The organism is Helicobacter sp. TUL, from assembly GCF_002287135.1.
In the GTDB taxonomy this organism is placed as follows: Bacteria; Campylobacterota; Campylobacteria; order Campylobacterales; family Helicobacteraceae; genus Helicobacter_F.
Genome location: NZ_NESU01000002.1, coordinates 136,754 through 152,672 on the forward strand (window position 1 = coordinate 136,754; position 15,919 = coordinate 152,672).

The window sequence follows — 15,919 nt, forward strand, 5'->3', positions numbered from 1 at the left end:
AGATGTTGCTTGGGTGTTTTACTCATAATGCACACATCACAAAACACATCATCATGCAACACAAAATCCTGCAAAATCCCATTATGTGTGAATCCAGCCTTTTGATAGAAATTTAGGGCGCGTTTATTAGTGCTCATTACTTCCAAAAATAAAGTATGTAAGCCAAACTCTTTAAAGGCAATATGCTCGATAATGTGCAGTATTTTTTGCCCTTTGTGTGCGATATGCGTGGCGTGTGGGTTGGTATAGATTCCAAGATAAGCGTGTTTGTATCGCATACGCGTGAGTGATCCAACTCCAAGGATGCAATTTTCGTGTAAAATAACCCAATAGCGTTGCGTTGGATCTTGCTTTAGGTGCTTGACAAACTCAAAATGCCCTTTGTGCGTGATATGTGTGCTATACATCCATTGTGCGACTTGTGGTGTGTTGCGGATAGCTAAAATTTCTTCTAACAAATGTTGCTCACAAGAGCAAAAATCTCTTGCTTCATAGCCAAGTATTGTATAATTCATCATTTCCTCCCACGCGATCTCCACGCAATATTATAAGCCAAAGATATTCCTTAGGGCAGATTGTATGTTTTGTCCAAAATGCAAAGTTGCTAGAGTGTTTTTTATGCTTTGGCGCACGGATTGGGGTGCAAGAGATTGCAGAATCTTTGGGATTTGTGCAAGGCTTTTGGCGTGTTTAAATGCACCAAGTGTAGCAAATTGCGTGATTTGAAAGTGTTGGTTTGGCGCAGATTCAATCATAATGGTAGGCATAAGGCTTTGGGCGAGTTCTATGAGTGTGCCACCACCTGCGCTTATGGCAATATCACATTGTTGCATGACTTGTTGCATTTGTGGTGTGCTAAGGGCATTGTGGCATATAAGGTTTTCTCCTGTAGGTGGCAGGTGAGGATAGTATTGACCCAATACAAGGTGTATGGTGCAAGATGGCATACTAGATTGAATACATGGCAAAATCTGTGTGCTAAAATTTTGGTGATCACTGCCTCCAAAACTTACAAATATCGCACGCACCTTTTCTTGTGCTAAGGGTATAGGCGTAAATATCTCATCACAAAGTGCAAAGTCTATGCCTAACATATATTGGCTATCGTGGTGAGGATAGAGTTTGTGGGCATTAAGCGCACCATTAAGGATAAAACTTTTTGGTGGATACACATTGCGATTTTCATCATCAAGGCACAAAAGGCGTGGGAATACCGAATCTAACAAGGCAAAGTGCTTTGCCTCAAAGATATAGCTATCTACTATCGCACCTAAAGTTTGCTGTGGGTGTATGTTAGCACAAAATGTGTGTAGATTCTCTAGGTGTTGTAACGCATATGTTGATATGGGGCAAAACACATGCTCTATTTTTTGGTGTGTTGTTATGTGTTTGATTTTTTGTGCGAGTAGGCGTATGCGACGATAATGTCCTAATCCAGCTTTGGCACCATCATCATAGAAATAATAGAGTGTCATTTGGCATTTGTTGTATGCACAAGTTGGTATTTTAGTTCGGCAAGTTGCCAATCTTGTAATGTATCTATGTCTTGGGCATACAAAGGATTTAGGATAAGAGCGCGAGAATGTGGCGCAAATATGGGTATTTGTTGCATAAAATATAAAGCCTTGGCAAAATAAAATTGCCCTGCATCATAATATAGCGGTGCAAGATCTTGGGATCGTGTCTTTTCAAATTGTGGATATAAAAGTGTGGGAGCAAATGCTTTTTCTTGTGTGGTGGTATGCGTGTGGGTAGGTAGCGAGATAGAATCTAGTCTAAAACTCCGCCAAGGGCTGTGCGCATATTCAAGTGCTCCAAACACATAATGCACATTATCATCATTGCAAAGCATAGTATAAGCCTGCGTGAGTATGTGTGTAGGTAAAAGTGGCGTGGTTGGATACAAGCAGCAAACCATATCAAGATCTTGGGCTTGTTGCATTTGTAAGGCGTGTGCTATGACTGAGAGCGTGGGTGTGTGATCATCGCTTAAGTGTTGTGGGCGCATAAATGGCACTTTTGCGCCATATTGTATGGCGATAGTAGCGATTTCTTCTGAATCCGTGCTTACAATCACTTCATCAAAAATTTCGCTTCGTATGGCATTTTGGATTGCGTAGGCTATGATAGGCTTACCACAAAAAAGTTTAGCGTTTTTGCGTGGGATTCGCTTTGAACCTCCTCTAGCGGGAATAATGGCGAGATTCATCTAAAATGGCCACACACTCTCGATTCCATCACTCACTGGGTTTTTACTACGCGTTTGGCTGATAGGTCCTACAGATCGGTAGGCGATTTTGGCATCGGCAAGGTAGCGACTTTGGACGGTGTTGTTTTTTTCTACATCGTATGGACGCACCACACCGCTTACTTGTAAAATTTGTTTTTCTCCATCGACTAAAATCTCTTTTTGTCCTGCAATGAAATAATTGCCATTCTCTAGCACTTTGATGATGCGTGCAGTGATAGTAGCATTAATCGCATCGGTATGACTTTGGTTGCCACCACCAGTAAAGTTTGTCGTGTTGTTGGCTTTGGTGAGAGTGTAGGCGCTTTGGTTGTTGAGTTCTTGAGCGATTTTTTGTTGTTCCTCATCGGCGCCACCATATTGTATGCTAGGAGGCGTAACAACACCGCCACTTGTCCCATTATAGGCTTTGTTGGTTGTGAAATTTGCTGTTGCGTTTTCTTCAATAATCACGGTGATAAGATCATCAGGTTTCATCGCCCTTCTATCAGCAAACAGGGGTCTATCACCCGTGCCAAATAAGCTTCCTGCGCGCGGAATATCTGGGATAAATTCTTGAGAGGGAGATTCTTCGACATAGTTTGGAATCTCATTAAAATCAATATCCGCATCAAATGCGTATGTTAGAGTTACAAATCCGCACATTCCTATCCACAATGCTATATTTTTCATCACCAAATCCTTGTGTTTTTTGTGATAAAAGCAAAGGATATTCCTTTTGTTATGAATCTTGTGTGCGCTCTATAAGGCTTTTTGGGAGTTTAAAGAATGTGATCCATTGACACTCTTCTTGCCTGTGCTCACCATTATCGACTTCATGATCAAAACCAAAAATATGCAACAAAGCGTGGATAAATAGTAAATATAACTCATCTTCTAGGCTATGTCCTAAGTTTGTGGCTACTGCATCAGCCATTTGGGCATTAAGCACCACAGAACCTATGTTTAGTATACATTCTGCAGGTGCATACACAAAATCCACATCCAAAGGAAATGAAAGCACATCTGTGGGTTTATCTTGGTTGCGGTGTGTTGCATTAATTTCTTGGATTTGGGCTGAATCTGTGATGAGAATTTCTACACAAAGATGAGAGGCTAGGTTTGGTTTATAGGCTTTGGCAAGGGTGAAAAAAATCTCCTCAAACTTATGTGAATCTAGCGTATATGAGCTTAGGTTTTGTATTTCTAGCATAGCCACTCCTTGGTGATTAAGAATCTTTAATCTTTGGGTATGTTTTTTGGCGCATTATATCTTTATCTTTTGTATAATGCGAGTTTAGAATCTAGATTTGTAAGGTATAGTTATGGTGGATTATGGCATTAACTTTTGGGCTAATGGCGATTTTTTTATTGATGATGGGCAAGTAAAAATTAATCACAAAAGCAAACCCGCATTGATACAAATCGTGCAAGAGATTCGTGAAAAGGGCTATCGAGGTCCATTACTGCTACGCTTTCCTCATCTTATCAAAAATCAGATTTGCAAGGTTTTTACGGCATTTGAGCGTGCTATTGCAGAATACAATTACCAAGGGAATTTTAAGGCAGTTTTCCCCCTCAAAGTCAATCAAATGCCACATTTTGTCTTGCCACTTGTGGAGCAAAGTGCAGATAAATGTTATGGGTTAGAGGCAGGGAGTAAGCCAGAGCTTATTTTGGCAATGGCATATGCCAACAAAAATACGCCAATTACTGTTAATGGCTTTAAAGATCGAGAGATGATTTCTCTTGGCTTTATTGCGGCAAATATGAAGCACGATATTACAATCACGATTGAGGGGTTAAATGAATTAGAAACAATCATTGATGTTGCCAAAGAAATGGGTGAGCCTTATCCCAAAATAGGACTTAGAATCCGCCTTCATAGCAGTGGTATAGGTGTGTGGGCAAAAAGCGGTGGAATTTATTCAAAATTTGGCTTAACTTCTACAGAACTTTTAGAGGCGCTTAATATGCTTGAGCGACACGATCTTTTAGATAGATTTACAATGATTCATTTTCATATTGGTAGCCAAATGAGTGATATTTTGCCTCTTAAAAAAGCCTTGAGGGAGGCTGGAAACATTTATGCCGAACTTCGCAAAAAAGGCGCTAAGAATCTAAGTTGCGTGAATATCGGCGGTGGTTTGGCGGTGGAATATACCCAACACGAAAATGAGAATAATCGCAATTACACGCTTGAAGAATTTAGCGGTGATGTGGTGTTTTCATTGCGTGAAATTGCAAAAAACAAAAACGAGAAAGAACCTGATATTTTTATAGAATCTGGGCGTTTTATTGCCGCTAATCACGCGGTTTTGGTCGCACCTGTGCTAGAGCTACTTTCTCAAGAATATGATGAAAAGGCACTTAAACTTAAAGATTCTAATCCACCACTTATCCAAGAGCTTTATGATCTTTATGAGAGCGTGAGTGAAAAAACCGCGATTGAATACTTGCACGATAGCTTTGATCATATGGAATCTCTACTGACTTTATTTGATTTGGGATATATCGATTTGCAAGATCGTAGCAATACCGAAGTGTTGGTGCATCTTATTATCAAAAAAGTCCTCAAACTCCTTAAGCATAAAAATCATAATGAGATTATTGCTATTCAAGAACAAGTGCAAGAGCGCTATTTGCTAAATTGTAGCTTTTTCCAAAGCTTGCCTGATTATTGGGGATTGGGACAAAATTTTCCAGTAATGCCTCTTGATAGATTAAATCGCCGACCAACAAGGAGTGCGAGTTTATGGGATATTACTTGCGATAGTGATGGGGAAGTAGCATTTGATGCGAGTAAGCCATTGTATTTGCACGATGTTGATGTAACCAAAGAAGAATATTTTTTAGGATTCTTTCTTGTGGGAGCGTATCAAGAGGTGTTGGGTATGCGACATAATCTTTTTACGCACCCTACAGAATTTAGCGTTGTATTTGATGATGATCTTAATAAAGGCTATGAGCTTTGCAATCTTTTGGAAGCGCAAACTATTCTTGATGTGCTTGATGACTTGGATTATGATACCAAAGAGATTGAGCGAATCCTAAAGCAATATATCGAGGAAAATCAGGATTTAGATTCAGATAGCAAAAAAGAGGTGCTAGGACGCTTATATGTTATGCTTAGCGAAAATGGCTATCTCCGCACCATTAGTATCAAAAAGGGCTAATATGCAAGAGCGTAGTTTGTGGCAACTCATTAAAGAGGATTTTAGTATTGTGAGGTTGCGTGACCCTGCGCTAGAGAGTAGAATCGAGCTATTTTTTTATCCGGGTGTGATTGCACTTGTGCATTATAGGGTGGCACATTGGTTGTATGTGCGTGGGTTTCGGAGGTTGGCGCGTGTGCTTATGGGGATTACAGGCTTTATTACCAATGTTGATATTCACCCAGAAGCAAAGATTGGTAGGCGTGTTTTTATTGATCATGCTATTGGTGTGGTGATAGGACAAACATCGATTATAGGCGATGATGTAACCATTTATCAAGGTGTGAGTTTAGGTGGCGTGAGTTTGGATAAGGTCAAGCGCCACCCTACCATAGAAAATGGCGTTGTGATTGGGGCTGGAGCAAAAGTGTTGGGTGATATTACCATAGGGGCAAATGCAAAGATTGGTGCAAATTCTGTGGTTATACGCGATGTCCCACCTGAATGCACAGCAGTAGGCATACCTGCACGCGTGATTGTCAAGGGTAGATCCAAAGAGGCAAGTGCAGCAAACAAACTTCCTGATATTGATAGGGTGCTTTTTGAGTATTTGTGTAAGCGTTTGCAGATTCTAGAGCAGACAAGTTCCAAAGACTGCACCAAAGAGCTTGAGAATCTAAATGCGTTGTATAAGCAATTTTTAGAATCGCTAAAATCTTAGGAAATGCAATGCAGACATATCAAGTGAGAATCTATTTTGAGGATACAGATTGTGGTGGGATTGTCTATCACACAAACTATATCAAATATTGCGAACGTGCACGAAGCGAGATATTCTTTGCCAACACTATGCAGCCATATAGCGGAAATTGTGGTTTTGTGGTTAGTGGTTTGGAGGCAAAATTTTATGCGAGTGCTAAGCTAGGCGATGTGCTAGAGGTGCGAACAGAGGTATTGCAGATGAGACAGACTTCCGTGCGTCTTAGACAAGACATATACAGAATCACTCAAGGACATAATACATCTAGCCTTTCGCCTACAACACAAGATCGTATCTTTGGTATGGAGGTAACACTTGCATTTGTTGATATTATCCACCAAAAGATTACCAAGATTCCAGATGAATTTGTAACATTATTGCAAGGAGTGTAAATGCAACACATTCATAACGATTTAGAGCAAACTCCACAGATTACATATCCTACTTTGTGGGAGTATGTTGTGATTGGCAGAGATGAAACACAGGTGCAAAATGCCATTTTTGAAGCCATTAATAACCCTTATGAGATTATAAAAACTCGTTTTTCTAATGGCGGAAAATTCGTGAGCGTGCATATCAAACTCGAGGTAGATTCTCAAGAACAGCGCGACGCGATTTTTAGCACACTATCAAAACACCAACATGTCACAATGGTTATTTAATGCGTTTTGGAAAAATTGCATATCTTAATCTTTTGCCCTTTGATGTGTGTATCAAAGCCTATCCACTGCCCTCATATATGAAAAAGTGCATTGCACTTAAAAAATCCTTTCCCTCAAAGCTTAATCAAGATTTCTTGTTTAGGCGCATTGATGCGGGATTTATCTCATCGATTGCTGGTTATGCATCACATTATAAACATAAGGTATGTCCTAGCGGTATCATCGCCAAAGGTGCAGTATGGAGTGTGATTGTCAAAAAAGGCAGTGGCTTTGATTACCAATCTGATACTTCCAATGCGCTTTCGCAGGTTTTGGGGTTGCAAGGTGAGGTGCTCATCGGTGATAGGGCGCTTAAGTTTAGATACGATGGCGGTGAATTTGAAGATATGGGAGAAAAATGGTGGGATCGCACCAAACTACCCTTTGTCTTTGGGCGTTTGTGCTTTAGTAGCTATGGAGAGCTTTTAGGGCGTATTAGCAAGGCATTTAATAAGCGTTATGGGACTAAACACAAAAAAATTCCCCACTATATGCTTATGGCAGCTTCGCATAGGAGTGGGATAGAATCTTGGTATATTGCAGAGTATTTGGAGCATATTTTTTATGCTATAGGACCAAAGGAAAAAAGAGGTTTAGAGCGATTTTATCGGCAAGTGCGTTTGAAGCGTATCAAACGCCCACACAGATTCTAAAAACTAAGCCAAATATATTCTCATATCCACTACTTTTTGTGGCAAAAGTGCGTTTTACCAAAAACTTAGTATTTAGGGATTTTGTGCAGAGTTTGATTGCAAGGCTTCAAAAAGTGCAAAAACAAGTTCCTTGGTCCCTTGATGGGCTACAGCCGAAATAGGCAGGATAAAATGTGGTGTGTGTGCGTGTGAGGCACAAAGGGATTGGAGTGAATCTAGCTCTGGTGTATGCACATCGCATTTGCTAACTACAATCCCAAAATTTCGCTGACTTAAGGCAGGGGAAAAATTTTCAAGTTCTCGCACTAGATTTGTGTATTGCGTGCAGATATCCATTTCTCTTGCACTATCAAGCACAAAAAGTAAAAATTTCGTGCGCTCAATATGTTTCAGGAATCTTAATCCCAATCCCTTGCCTTCACTCGCACCCTCGATGATTCCCGGAATATCTGCCATTACAAAAGAATGCAATTCATCAACTTCCACTACCCCTAAGTGTGGTGTGATTGTGGTAAATTCATAATTGGCAATTTCTGGTTTTGCATTTGAAAGTGTTGAGATAAGCGTGGATTTGCCTACATTTGGGTAGCCCACGAGCCCAACATCAGCGATAAGCTTGAGTTCTAGGCGGATATGCAGTTCTTTTCCTGGGATACCTTTTTGGGCGTGTGTAGGGGCTTGATTGCGCGCGGTTTTAAATCGTGCGTTGCCTAATCCACCCTTGCCACCCTCTAGGAGTTTTACGCGCATTGCATTCTCACCAAAATCCGCCAAAACCTCACCACTATCAAAGTCTAGAATCTGCGTGCCAAGTGGCACTTTGATAATGAGATTCTCGCCACTTTTCCCATTACAATTGCGTGGTGCACCATTTGCACCATTTTGTGCGCGATAATGTTTTTTGCCACGAAAATTTGCTAAGGTGTGTGCATTTGGATCTACTTCGATGATTACATCGCCACCCTTGCCACCATCTCCGCCATCAGGTCCGCCTTGTATGACAAATTTTTCACGCAAAAAACTTACGCCACCAGCACCACCATTACCAGAAAATACAAAAATATCAGCACTATCGACAAACATTGTGAAATATCCTTAGATTCTATAAGAGTATCAAGAAAATTGTAGCTTAAGATTCAAAAAATTGGGCTTAGGATAATCTATCAAAAGAGGTAAAAAGAAGCACTTGAAGTATGCTAGAGGTAAGCACCTCTAGCAAAAAGTAAGGCATAACCCTTAAGACTAGTTAAGAAGTCTTAAGATGTTTTGTTGAACCGCGTTAGCTTGAGAAAGTGCATAACTTCCAGATTGAGCCAAGATATTTAGCTTACTAAATTCTGAGCTTTCAGCTGCAAAATCCACCTCTCTAATTTGTGATTCAGCTGCTTTAACATTCACTTGAGTAATAGTGATGTTATTAACAGTGCTTACCATTTGTCCTTGAACAGAACCGAGGTCTGCACGGATTTTATCGAGAATTTTTGTAGCAGATTCTGCGATATCCATTGTTACCATTGCACCTCTTAGAGAAGTTACACCTGCACCAAGGTTTTTTGATTCGTCGATAAACACACCATTAAAGTTACCACCAGAAGCTGAACGAATATCTTTGTCAAAAGAACCTGTTACATCACGCAAGTTCACGGTAGCTTCAGCAACTGTTTGATCTGTGTTGTAACCTGTTGCACTAATACCTGCTCCGCTTATTACAATGTCTCTTGCATCAGTTCTTACAAGTGAAAGGCGTCCAAGGTTCCAGTTACCACCATTTTTAACATCTGGACCTGCAGTAATATCTTTGCCACCATTGACTTTTTCTATTGCAAGCACGCCAGCGGCTTGTTGTTGAGTTTGTCCATTGCCTTGAGCTTGTTGGTTTTGCCCTTGTTGTGCTACCGCACCTGTTGTAGAGAATTGAATCCCACGACCATCGGTGCTACGCAAATTCAAACGACCAAGGTTATCTGTATAAGCTTCTACACCTGTATCCATTGTAGCGGCATTGATAGCTTGCACCAAACGACCATCGCTATCGTTATCTTTAATACCAATAATATCACCAATTGAGAATCCATTAAGGATCACACCACCAAGGCTTCCCGCTTTGACAGCTTCATCTGAAGTTGTGATAACATTGGCAGTTGCACGCACACCTGTTTTATCAGAGTTTTTGTTGATAACCTCTACAAGTGCTCCCAAACCTGTGCCAGCAGATGAAGAGATTTTTACAGATTCAAGCTCTACATCATTAACACCATCGACATTAACAAACTTCAACTTCACTTCACCAGTTGCTGTAACATTCTGACCTGTTTCAAGTCTCACTTGACCGATTTTGTTAGACACAGCCGCACCAATAGATGCTTTAATCGTTTGGTTAGAGTAAGCACCTACTTGGAATTCTTTGTTAGAGAATGATCCAGAAAGCAATGCAAGACCATTGTAAGTAGTTGTGTTACCGATATTATCCAAACCTTCAATAAGGCGTTTAATGTCCGCTTGGATTGCTTGACGAGATTGTGTTGATTGTCCATCTTGTCCTGCTTGAACCGCTTTGACTTTGATTGTGTCTAGGATTTTTAATTGTTCGTCCATCGCCTTATCCGCAATTTGGATAATCCCCATACCATCGTTTGTGTTTCTGATAGCTTGACCTAATGCACTTGCTTGAGATCGCAAACTATCGGCAATAGTCATACCTGAAGAGTCATCTGCTGCCTTATTAATTCTAAGACCAGAACTCAACTTTTCAAGTGAGTTTTTCATATTGTATTGGGTGAATGTCCCTTGAGCTGCTGCGTTAAGTGCGCTAACGTTAGTGTTGACTTGGAAAGCCATGATATACTCCTTTATGTATGTTTGCTTGCACTTCCTTGTGCAAGTTAGAAGCTAAATCGGATATGGGACAAATTTTTAAATATTTTTTTGGTAAAATTCCCCAAATTTTGTCGGAACTAGGTGAGCGATGGATATACAATTTATTAATCTAAAGGCACAATATAGGGCTTATAAAGATGAGATAGATACAGCGATACAAGAGGTTTTGGATTCTAGTGCATATGTTATGGGTCCAAGTGTGCATACATTAGAATCTAATCTTAGTGCATTTTGTAATGCTCGGTATGCGCGTGCAGTTTCTAGCGGCACAGACGCACTACTTATTGCACTTATGGCACTTGGGATACAAAAAGATGATGAGGTTATTACAACACCTTTTACATTTATTGCTACTGCTGAAATGATTGCGCTTTTGGGTGCAAAACCTGTTTTTGTTGATATTGATGAGGCGACATATAACATCGATCCCTCTAAAATAGAATCTGCCATATCACCACGCACTAAGGCGATTATTCCTGTGAGTTTGTATGGATTACCTGCGGATATGGATAGTATCAATGCTATCGCCAATGCACATAACATCGCCGTGATAGAAGATGCGTGTCAAAGTTTTGGTGCAACATACAAAGGCAAATATTCGTGTAACCTCTCTACAATAGGCGTAACAAGCTTTTTCCCATCTAAGCCACTTGGGTGTTATGGCGATGGTGGCGCGGTATTTTGCAATGATGAAGCGCTTGATTCTAAAATCGGATCTATCCTTAATCACGGGCAAATTGGGCGTTATATGCATAAATACATAGGACTTAATGGGCGTTTAGATTCTATACAATGCGCGGTGCTTAACGCCAAGCTTAAGCATTTTCACCAAGAGATTGCCAAGCGTGAGGAGATAGCACATATCTATACACGCAACCTAAAAAATCTCATTTTGCCACAGATTCCAAGCGATCGCACAAGTGTATATGCGCAATATTCGGTGCGATTGGCTGATGAGAGATTTACGCGTGAAAAAGTGCTAGATATGCTACAAAACAAAGGCATTCCTACGGCTATACATTATCCGCTACCTTTGCATTTACAAGAATCTTTGGCATATTTGGGTTACAAACAAGGTGCATTCCCTGTGAGCGAGAGAATCTCACGCGAGATTTTTTCTTTGCCTTTTAGTGCCTTCTTGAGTGAGCAAGAGCAGAGCTATATTATAGAATCTCTTAATGCTTTGCTTAGCTAGAGTATAGGTGGAAGTATGGATCGCAAAATTGTAAAAATTGGGCTTTTAGGCATTGGCAAAATGGGTCAAAACCACCTACGCAACCTTAATCTTTTAAAAAATGTTGAAGTAAGCTTTATTTATGATGTGAATAAAGAATTATTAGAAAAAAGTGCAAAAGAATTTGATGTGTATGCGCTCCAAGATGAAAGTGAGCTAGAAAATGCTTTGCAAAATAGCGATGGCGTGATTATTGTTACGCCGACTTTTACGCATTTTGACTATATCCAAAAAGTAAGCGATCATATCAAAAATATTTTTGTCGAAAAGCCCCTAACCGATACGCTTGATACAACCCAAATCATCGTAGATGCTGCACGCAATAAAAATCTCTGTATCCAAGTAGGATTTATTGAGCGCTATAATCCTGCTATTGCTGCTTTGCGGGAATTACTAAAAAATTCTCCACGCATTTTTAGTGTGGATTTTGTCCGCACCAATAAAATGAGCAACCGCATTACAGATGTTGATGTTGTAATGGATTTGATGATTCACGATATTGATTTGAGTTTGCTTTTTAATGGAGAAGCGCGTGAGGTGCAAGCCCATGGTGTCGTGATTAATGGTATGATTGAATATGCGCGTGCGATTATCACGCATAAAAATGGTGCTTTTAGCACGATTACAGCTTCGCGTATCACAGAAAAGAGAATCCGCCAAATTACTGCTACTTGCGAAGATATGTATATTGATTGTAATCTTTTGAGCAAAGAAGTGCTAATCAACAAGCAAACTATCGAGCAACATTTACACAATATCTCTATTTCATCGCGCAGTGAGAGTATCGAGGTGCGACCACAGGAAGCCTTGCTTTTGGAATTGCTCGATTTTAGCAATATGTGTCGCGCTAATTCTAGGGATTCTCAAGTATCCAATACTGCACCAAAAAATGAGATCGCGCCCAATGAAATTGATGGGCAAAATGCTATGAAAATTGCCAACCAAATACAAAATATCATTTATACAACTCATACCAAAGGAATACAATGAATCCAAAAGAAATTTTTTTATGCTCTATTTGCAATGTAACTTCCGGAAATTGCGCAGAGGATTGCAAATATTGCACTCAATCTTCTCATTACAATACAAATGTTCCTACATACAAAAATAAACCTATAGAGGATATTTTGCACGAAGCAAGAAGCCTTAAAGAATACGGCGCACTTGGGTTTTGTCTTGTAACCTCTGGGCGCGGGTTAGATTCTAAAAAATGTGAATATATCGCACAAGCTGCACGCGCGATTAAAGAGGCGGATTTGGGCTTACATATTATCGCGTGTTGTGGGAGAGCGGATTTGGATTCACTCAAATACCTTAAGGCAAATGGTGTGGATAGCTATAACCATAATCTTGAAACTTCTAAGAATTTTTTCCCACAAGTTTGTAGCACCCATACTTGGAGTGAGCGTTTTGAGACTTGCGAGAATGCACTAAAAGCAGAGCTTGGGCTATGTTCAGGAGGGATTTTTGGTTTGGGAGAGAGTTGGGAAGATAGGATTGATATGCTTAAGACATTGCAGATTCTCACACCTCATTCTAGCCCTATAAATTTTTATATCGCTAACCCAAATTTGCCTATAAAAGCTCCTAAACTTAGCAAAGAAGAAGCACTTGATTGCGTGGCATTAGCGCGTGAATTTTTACCAAAAACGCGTTTGATGATAGCTGGTGGGCGAGAGCATATCTTTGGTGAGGATCAAAAAAAGCTTTTTGAATGTGGGATAAATGCGGTTGTGCTAGGTGATTATCTCACGACAAAAGGCGAGGCTCCCAAAAACGATGTTGATCGCATACTTTCATATGGATACACACCCGCGACAAGTTGCCATTAATCGATGAAAAAACCTTTTGTCTCCAAAGTATTTGTGCGCAAAATAAGCGTTGAGATTCGCAGAATCTATCGCTTTTTTGATCAGCAGTTGATTTATGCTGCTTCACTAAGTTTTTATACGATTTTTGCCCTTATTCCGATGTTGCTTATCTTTTTTTCTATTTTGCTTAGTTTTCCGCAGTTTCAAAGCGAGATTTTGGAGCTAAAAGAGCTTATCTTATCAAATCTTTTGCCCACCAATACAGACACATTTTCTCAATACCTTGATGCGTTTTTGGCAAATAGCTCCAAGCTTGGCACGATGGGATTAGTATATGTGCTTGTTACTTCGATTTTGTTTTTTCGCAACTTTGAGTATGTAACTGCTAAAGTATTTAATTCAAGCCCTAGAAAGTTTTTTGATTCTGTCGTGGTGTATTGGACTATGATTACTTTGTTTCCAGTGTCCTTGGCGCTTTCTATTTATTTTAGTGGTGAAGTCCAAAGGGTGCTTAATGATGTGGCGGATTTTAGTATGCTGTATAAGACTTTGCCTTATCTCATCACTTGGGTGATGTTTTTTGTGTTGTTTAAAATTTCAGCAAACAAAGTCTTGCATTTTTTCCCGTTATTGCTTTCTAGTTTAGGCACTACGATTGTGTGGCTTATCACAAAATGGGGGTTTGTGTATTATGTGTTTTATAACCAAACTTACAAAAGTATCTATGGACAAATTTCTATTTTGCTGTTTTTGATGTTGTGGATTTATGTTTCTTGGATAGTGATTTTGAGTGGTATGCGATCTTGCGAAGGGTTTATGAGCAACTTTGGTAAGAAGCTTGAGCAGACTTTTGGTGAAGTCAAGATTTGAAGCGTAGCCAAGGGTTAGTTATGACATTTCTGAGCGAACATATATTGAGTGTTGCTAGTATCATTGTCATAGGATTTTTGGTAGTTTTTATGTATGCAGGGTGTTCTTCTGTGGTGGTGAATGTCAAAGATGTCAATGCCAGTGTTTTACCACAAAAGCAAAAAATCCCAGAATTTATCCCAAATACCACAACACTAGGTATGGTATATGCTAATGAGTTAGAGGCACACAAAGGCGAGAGTGGCGCATTTTTGCTATCTGATGGCACACAAGCATTTTTGCACCGCGTCGCACTTACGCGTATGGCACAAAAAACTATCTTTTTACAATCCTATATCTACAAAGATGAGTTTGCGTCCAAAATTTTTATGCACGAGCTTTGGAAAGCGGCAAATCGAGGCGTGCAGGTGCGTATTTTGATTGATGACAATGGCTTAGATTCTGATTTTTCGGATATTATTACGCTAGATTCACACCCAAATATTGAGGTTAAAATTTTTAACCCCTATAAAAATCGCTCCAAGCTTTTGCGCTACCCTGAAATGATTTATGATTTTTCGCGTATCAATCGCCGTATGCACAATAAGGTTTTTATCGTTGATAATACTGCGCTTATTATCGGTGGGCGTAATGTCGCAGATGATTATTTTGATAATAATACACATTTAAATTTTACCGATACCGATGTAGTTTTTATCGGCGATGTGGCAAAGTCCGCAACAAAGAGCTTTATGAAGTATTGGGAGTATGAGCGCTCTATCCCTGCGACACTTTTGCCCTCCAAGCGATCGATGAAAAATTACATCAAAGAGATTAAAGCAATTTCAGAAAAGATCGCTACCCAGCCTAGCGGATTTTTAAAATATGATGAGACAATCAGAGCATTTATGCAGGACTACACGACAAAACAATTTGATATGGCGTGGGGCAAGGCAATGTTTATCGCGGATACGCCAGATAAAATCGACAAAGCAAATCCCAATCGCCCTATCACAGATGCGCTAAAACAAATCTTTGCGCATACTACAAAAGATGTGTATATCGCCGCGGCGTATTTTGTGCCAGGTAAGCATACTATAGGCGATCTCCAATCACTCCAAGATCGCAATATACATATTAGCGTCCTTACTAATTCACTAGCCTCAACAGATTCGCTTGTAGTGTATGCGGCGTGGGAGCGCTATCGTGATATTTTTGTCAAAAATGGTGTGCGCGTGTATGAATACCAATATGAGGGCAAAAAAAAGAAAAGTGGTGTGCGAGGCAAGTTTAGTTCAGGTGCGTCTTTGCATAGCAAAACGATTGTTTTTGATGAGCGCATTACATGGGTAGGGAGCTTTAATCTCGATCAGCGATCAAGTAATCTTAATACAGAATCTGTGGTGGTTTTTGAAAATCCAAGCTTTGCCCAAAAAACAAAGGCAAATATCCAAGAAGAAATGGCGGATGCGTGGCAACTTTGGTGCGTAGATGATAAGATATTTTGGAAAGGATACAATAAAAACGGAGAATTTGAGATTCACCAAAAATCGCCAAATGCAAACATATTGTTGCGCTTTTTTAATGTCTTAGCTAGAGTGTTGCCAGAAGATCAAGTGTAGCCTTAGCTTTTATACGCATATGTCTTAGGC

Annotated in this window: 16 protein-coding genes and 1 pseudogene; 10 read left to right on the forward strand and 7 right to left on the reverse strand. The window is 39.9% G+C overall.

What is annotated here, in order from left to right:
• Positions 1–35: 35 nt before the first annotated feature.
• The 5 genes and pseudogenes from pseH to ybeY all read right to left on the reverse strand — a co-directional run.
• A pseudogene (gene pseH, locus B9T66_RS09100) lies at positions 36–518 on the reverse strand (UDP-4-amino-4,6-dideoxy-N-acetyl-beta-L-altrosamine N-acetyltransferase); the annotation flags it as partial.
• Between the two features lie 27 nt (positions 519–545).
• Positions 546–1,475, reverse strand: a complete 930-nt coding sequence (locus B9T66_RS01790; protein WP_095627282.1) for a hypothetical protein — start codon at positions 1,473–1,475, stop codon at positions 546–548.
• Positions 1,472–2,209, reverse strand: coding sequence for a pseudaminic acid cytidylyltransferase (gene pseF, locus B9T66_RS01795; protein WP_095627283.1), 738 nt, complete (start codon positions 2,207–2,209; stop codon positions 1,472–1,474). The genes B9T66_RS01790 and pseF overlap by 4 nt, the downstream gene beginning before the upstream one ends.
• Positions 2,210–2,920 (reverse strand): flagellar basal body L-ring protein FlgH, encoded by a 711-nt coding sequence (gene flgH, locus B9T66_RS01800; protein WP_095627284.1) that lies wholly within the window; start codon positions 2,918–2,920, stop codon positions 2,210–2,212. It lies immediately after the preceding gene.
• Positions 2,921–2,969: 49 nt separating this feature from the next.
• Entirely contained in the window at positions 2,970–3,440 is a 471-nt protein-coding gene (gene ybeY / locus B9T66_RS01805; RefSeq protein WP_095627285.1) for an rRNA maturation RNase YbeY, read from the reverse strand.
• Positions 3,441–3,552: 112 nt separating this feature from the next.
• On the opposite strand from ybeY, the gene speA reads away from it, so the two are divergent.
• The 5 genes from speA to B9T66_RS01830 are packed head-to-tail and all read left to right on the forward strand — an operon-like array spanning position 3,553 to position 7,496.
• Positions 3,553–5,403 (forward strand): arginine decarboxylase, encoded by a 1,851-nt coding sequence (gene speA, locus B9T66_RS01810; protein ID WP_095627286.1) that lies wholly within the window; start codon positions 3,553–3,555, stop codon positions 5,401–5,403.
• 1 nt (position 5,404) lies between these two features.
• Positions 5,405–6,103, forward strand: coding sequence for a serine O-acetyltransferase (gene cysE, locus B9T66_RS01815; RefSeq protein ID WP_095627287.1), 699 nt, complete (start codon positions 5,405–5,407; stop codon positions 6,101–6,103).
• A gap of 8 nt (positions 6,104–6,111) precedes the next feature.
• Complete coding sequence (locus B9T66_RS01820; RefSeq protein WP_095627288.1) at positions 6,112–6,534, forward strand: acyl-CoA thioesterase; 423 nt, start codon at positions 6,112–6,114, stop codon at positions 6,532–6,534.
• On the forward strand, positions 6,535–6,804 hold the full coding sequence (locus B9T66_RS01825) for an HP0495 family protein (RefSeq protein ID WP_095627289.1): 270 nt from the start codon (positions 6,535–6,537) through the stop codon (positions 6,802–6,804). It abuts the gene before it with no gap.
• Positions 6,804–7,496 carry an MqnA/MqnD/SBP family protein gene (locus tag B9T66_RS01830; RefSeq protein ID WP_095627290.1) on the forward strand — a complete coding sequence of 231 codons (693 nt, stop codon included), beginning with the start codon at positions 6,804–6,806 and terminating at the stop codon, positions 7,494–7,496. The genes B9T66_RS01825 and B9T66_RS01830 overlap by 1 nt, the downstream gene beginning before the upstream one ends.
• A gap of 72 nt (positions 7,497–7,568) precedes the next feature.
• Here the strand turns inward: B9T66_RS01830 and obgE are convergent, their stop codons facing one another.
• Both obgE and B9T66_RS01840 read right to left on the reverse strand, forming a co-directional pair.
• On the reverse strand, positions 7,569–8,579 hold the full coding sequence (gene obgE, locus B9T66_RS01835) for a GTPase ObgE (RefSeq protein ID WP_095627291.1): 1,011 nt from the start codon (positions 8,577–8,579) through the stop codon (positions 7,569–7,571).
• Positions 8,580–8,738: 159 nt separating this feature from the next.
• Positions 8,739–10,334 carry a flagellin A gene (locus tag B9T66_RS01840; RefSeq protein ID WP_095627292.1) on the reverse strand — a complete coding sequence of 532 codons (1,596 nt, stop codon included), beginning with the start codon at positions 10,332–10,334 and terminating at the stop codon, positions 8,739–8,741.
• Between the two features lie 127 nt (positions 10,335–10,461).
• On the opposite strand from B9T66_RS01840, the gene B9T66_RS01845 reads away from it, so the two are divergent.
• The 5 genes from B9T66_RS01845 to B9T66_RS01865 are packed head-to-tail and all read left to right on the forward strand — an operon-like array spanning position 10,462 to position 15,889.
• On the forward strand, positions 10,462–11,568 hold the full coding sequence (locus B9T66_RS01845) for a DegT/DnrJ/EryC1/StrS family aminotransferase (protein ID WP_095627293.1): 1,107 nt from the start codon (positions 10,462–10,464) through the stop codon (positions 11,566–11,568).
• Between the two features lie 15 nt (positions 11,569–11,583).
• The gene (locus B9T66_RS01850; RefSeq protein WP_095627294.1) at positions 11,584–12,597 is read left to right on the forward strand and encodes a Gfo/Idh/MocA family protein; all 1,014 of its coding nucleotides are present in this window, start codon (positions 11,584–11,586) and stop codon (positions 12,595–12,597) included.
• A complete protein-coding gene (locus B9T66_RS01855) occupies positions 12,594–13,439 on the forward strand; it encodes a biotin synthase (protein ID WP_095627295.1) in 846 nt (281 codons plus the stop codon). Before B9T66_RS01850 ends, B9T66_RS01855 begins: the two co-directional genes overlap by 4 nt.
• Positions 13,440–13,442: 3 nt before the next feature.
• Positions 13,443–14,288 carry a YihY family inner membrane protein gene (locus tag B9T66_RS01860; RefSeq protein WP_095627296.1) on the forward strand — a complete coding sequence of 282 codons (846 nt, stop codon included), beginning with the start codon at positions 13,443–13,445 and terminating at the stop codon, positions 14,286–14,288.
• A gap of 20 nt (positions 14,289–14,308) precedes the next feature.
• Positions 14,309–15,889 carry a phospholipase D family protein gene (locus tag B9T66_RS01865; RefSeq protein ID WP_095627297.1) on the forward strand — a complete coding sequence of 527 codons (1,581 nt, stop codon included), beginning with the start codon at positions 14,309–14,311 and terminating at the stop codon, positions 15,887–15,889.
• Positions 15,890–15,919: the final 30 nt, after the last annotated feature.

Bases quoted from the DNA above. Each gene is read 5' to 3' on its own strand.
- B9T66_RS01790 (WP_095627282.1), bottom strand. From the start codon at position 1,475: ATGACACTCTATTATTTCTATGATGATGGTGCCAAAGCTGGATTAGGA.
- pseF (WP_095627283.1), bottom strand. From the start codon at position 2,209: ATGAATCTCGCCATTATTCCCGCTAGAGGAGGTTCAAAGCGAATCCCA.
- flgH (WP_095627284.1), bottom strand. From the start codon at position 2,920: ATGAAAAATATAGCATTGTGGATAGGAATGTGCGGATTTGTAACTCTA.
- ybeY (WP_095627285.1), bottom strand. From the start codon at position 3,440: ATGCTAGAAATACAAAACCTAAGCTCATATACGCTAGATTCACATAAG.
- speA (WP_095627286.1), top strand. From the start codon at position 3,553: ATGGTGGATTATGGCATTAACTTTTGGGCTAATGGCGATTTTTTTATT.
- cysE (WP_095627287.1), top strand. From the start codon at position 5,405: ATGCAAGAGCGTAGTTTGTGGCAACTCATTAAAGAGGATTTTAGTATT.
- B9T66_RS01820 (WP_095627288.1), top strand. From the start codon at position 6,112: ATGCAGACATATCAAGTGAGAATCTATTTTGAGGATACAGATTGTGGT.
- B9T66_RS01825 (WP_095627289.1), top strand. From the start codon at position 6,535: ATGCAACACATTCATAACGATTTAGAGCAAACTCCACAGATTACATAT.
- B9T66_RS01830 (WP_095627290.1), top strand. From the start codon at position 6,804: ATGCGTTTTGGAAAAATTGCATATCTTAATCTTTTGCCCTTTGATGTG.
- obgE (WP_095627291.1), bottom strand. From the start codon at position 8,579: ATGTTTGTCGATAGTGCTGATATTTTTGTATTTTCTGGTAATGGTGGT.
- B9T66_RS01840 (WP_095627292.1), bottom strand. From the start codon at position 10,334: ATGGCTTTCCAAGTCAACACTAACGTTAGCGCACTTAACGCAGCAGCT.
- B9T66_RS01845 (WP_095627293.1), top strand. From the start codon at position 10,462: ATGGATATACAATTTATTAATCTAAAGGCACAATATAGGGCTTATAAA.
- B9T66_RS01850 (WP_095627294.1), top strand. From the start codon at position 11,584: ATGGATCGCAAAATTGTAAAAATTGGGCTTTTAGGCATTGGCAAAATG.
- B9T66_RS01855 (WP_095627295.1), top strand. From the start codon at position 12,594: ATGAATCCAAAAGAAATTTTTTTATGCTCTATTTGCAATGTAACTTCC.
- B9T66_RS01860 (WP_095627296.1), top strand. From the start codon at position 13,443: ATGAAAAAACCTTTTGTCTCCAAAGTATTTGTGCGCAAAATAAGCGTT.
- B9T66_RS01865 (WP_095627297.1), top strand. From the start codon at position 14,309: ATGACATTTCTGAGCGAACATATATTGAGTGTTGCTAGTATCATTGTC.